Below are 2,928 nucleotides of genomic sequence, written 5' to 3' on the forward strand. Positions count from 1 at the left end.
TGGTGAATTAACCATATCAGAAAGGGGGTCTTTTTTCATCACCTAATGGGTGATGAAGCAGATTACTTTAAAGACTATTAAATCAATGTTAGGAAAGACTATTAGTAAAACTATGAATTATTCAGGAATAAGTTAAGCCAATTGTTTTTTCGACACGACTCAATGTAGACTCAGCGATAGCAGAAGCTCGTTTCGCTCCGTCTTGTAAGATATCGTCTAAATCTGAACTTGTTAATAGTGATTCATAACGTTCTTGGATAGGTTCTAGCGTTGAAACAACTAAGTCAGCTAGATCACCTTTGAAGTTACCATAGCCTTGGCAACTATAATCAGAAACGATTGAGTCAATAGATTTTCCACTGAAGCTTGCGTAGATTTGTAATAAGTTCGCTACAGCAGGTTGATTTTCTTTATCATAGTTCACTTCACCAATAGAATCCGTTACGGCACTCTTAATTTTCTTAGTGATTTGTTTTGGTGTATCTAACATAGATACAAATGATTTTGTATTTGTATCTGACTTACTCATCTTGCTTGTTGGATCTTGCAAGCTCATAATACGTCCGCCTTCTTCAGGTATAAGTGGTTCAGGTTTAACTAATAGATCATCATTATAGCGAGAATTAAAGCGGTCAACAAAGTTACGTGTTAATTCTAAATGTTGCTTTTGATCGTCTCCGACTGGAACAAAATTAGCATCATATAAGACAATATCTCCAACCATTAATGTTGGGTAAGCTAATAAACCAGCATTAACAGCTTCTTGCTTTCTAGCTTTATCTTTAAATTGAGTCATACGTTCTAACTCACCTAAACCAGTCATACATTGAATAATCCATGCCATTTGAGCATGAGCAGGGACATCAGATTGAACGAATAGAATCGCTTTTTTTGTATCAATACCAATGGCTAAGTATAAAGCAGCCAATTGACGTGTCATTTGTTTTAATATTTTTGGATCTTGTGGTACTGTGATGGCATGCTGATTAACGATAGAATAGATAGCGTCGTAAGAATCTTGTAAGTCAACAAAGCCTTTCATAGCACCAATATAATTACCAATTGTGGGGATTCCCGAAGGTTGCACTCCAGAAAAAACTTTTTCTTTCATAAAAATACCTCTTTTCAAATATTAAATATTTCTTAAATTATATTAGCATTATAACGTATTTATTGACAAAGAACAAAAATAAAAAATCTTAATGACCTGTAAATCTTAGTGTGTTAATGAATAATGACTTTGTGAATTAATGATGAATTCTTAATATAGTCTAAAGAGATGATTAGAAGTAAGATTGATTTTTTCATTTGAAAATGCTATACTATTAAACATAAAGCAATACAGATTGTGAAAACATACTTCATTAAAAGTATAACACTATTGTTTTTGTATCACTTTATTATTTCACAAAAGAGCTGCTAACGTACTAAACAGGAGCCGCAAAGTTTTAGCTAACTTTGTCAAAATTGAAAGGAGCAACTATATTATGGTTACTTTATACATCACTCCAAGCTGTACCTCATGTCGAAAAGCTCGCACATGGTTAGAAGAAAATGAAATTCCTTATGAGGAGCGTAATATTTTTACTGAACCATTATCAATCACAGAAATTAAGTCAATTTTACGAATGACAGAAAATGGGACAGAGGATATTGTTTCTACTCGTTCAAAAGCATATTCTGAATTAGATGTAGAATTAAGTGAGATTCCTTTAAATGATTTCTTCGAAATGATTCAAGAGCAACCTGGGCTGTTGCGTAGACCAATTATCATTGATGATAAAAGACTACAAATTGGATACAATGAAGATGAAATTCGTCGTTTCTTACCACGTGCAGTTCGTGCATTAGAATTACAAAAAGCACGCGCATTGGTTAACGAATAAAAACCATTTTTTATTATAACTATGACCGATTATTTATTAATCGGTTTTTTTGTCTTTTTTACTTGAAACATGACATTCTGATTGGTATGATAACGTAACACTAATGATTTGTGTATTGCTAGATTATTCGTATAATAGATGTAAGAAGATCTAAGGAGGTGTACGGATATGGAAATGGAACACATTAATGAAAATTTAATTAAAGTGTCAATTAGACAGGAAGACTTGGAAGAGCGAGGAATTGATTTCCTAGATTTAGTTGGTGATCAAAAGACGATTGAAAGATTTTTCTACTCAATTTTAGAAGAGGTAGATGTTGATAAGCACTTTCAGGAATCAGAAGCTGTCACTTTCCAAGTAATGCCTAATAAAGAAGGTTTGGAATTATATATAAGCCGAACAAATTTTGATGAAATGGATGAAATATGGGAAGATGAATTAACTAAACATCTCATAGAGCGTAAACGAGAAATGAATGAAAATGAATCAAATAAAGATGATAATAAAAAAGAGAAGACAATCTTAGATTTATTTGAAAATGAAGAGAGTATTCAAGAAACTGAAGATGTAAAATCAGTTGAAGGTGAAATTATTAAATTTGCTGACTTAGAGGATTTTCTTAAGTTATCGAGAGAAGTAACCACTGATTTGATTCGTGCAGACTTTTATCATATGAATTCAAATTATTACTTAGTCATTAACTATGTTGATTCTTCAATTGTTGAAGAATACGCGTACAACAAACTTTTAACTATGTTTGAGTATGGTGAAAAAGTCAAAGTAACTGAAGCAATCCTTCAAGAACATGGAGACATGTTACGAAGCAAGGATGCATTGAAGTATTTTGGAGAAAATTTCTGATAATATTTATAAGAGCCAATGGAAAATTTCCGTTGGCTCTTTTTTAATGAAATTGTAATAATGGAAAAGCCTCTTTTTTATGTATTTTGATTTGTCAAATTAAGCTAGACAAAACTGCTTCATCTAAGTAACTCAAAAATACTTCCAACGGTGTTCGGTAGTGTAAGGATTTCCGTGGAAT

At 32.1% G+C, this 2,928-nt stretch carries 3 protein-coding genes; 2 read left to right on the top strand and 1 reads right to left on the bottom strand.

Translation table 11 applies throughout. The features are described 5' to 3' along the window. Positions 1-121: 121 nt before the first annotated feature. On the bottom strand, positions 122-1,111 hold the full coding sequence (trpS, locus tag ACEN31_RS11320) for a tryptophan--tRNA ligase (protein ID WP_407109461.1): 990 nt from the start codon (positions 1,109-1,111) through the stop codon (positions 122-124). Positions 1,112-1,487: 376 nt separating this feature from the next. On the opposite strand from trpS, the gene spxA reads away from it, so the two are divergent. Together spxA and ACEN31_RS11330 are read left to right on the top strand one after the other, a co-directional pair. Then, on the top strand, positions 1,488-1,886 hold the full coding sequence (gene spxA, locus ACEN31_RS11325) for a transcriptional regulator SpxA (protein ID WP_138404023.1): 399 nt from the start codon (positions 1,488-1,490) through the stop codon (positions 1,884-1,886). A gap of 168 nt (positions 1,887-2,054) precedes the next feature. Further along, a complete protein-coding gene (locus ACEN31_RS11330; protein WP_407094105.1) occupies positions 2,055-2,747 on the top strand; it encodes an adaptor protein MecA in 693 nt (230 codons plus the stop codon). Positions 2,748-2,928: the final 181 nt, after the last annotated feature.

Source organism: Ruoffia sp. FAM 26255 (assembly GCF_045528525.1).
In the GTDB taxonomy this organism is placed as follows: domain Bacteria; phylum Bacillota; class Bacilli; order Lactobacillales; family Aerococcaceae; genus Ruoffia; species Ruoffia tabacinasalis.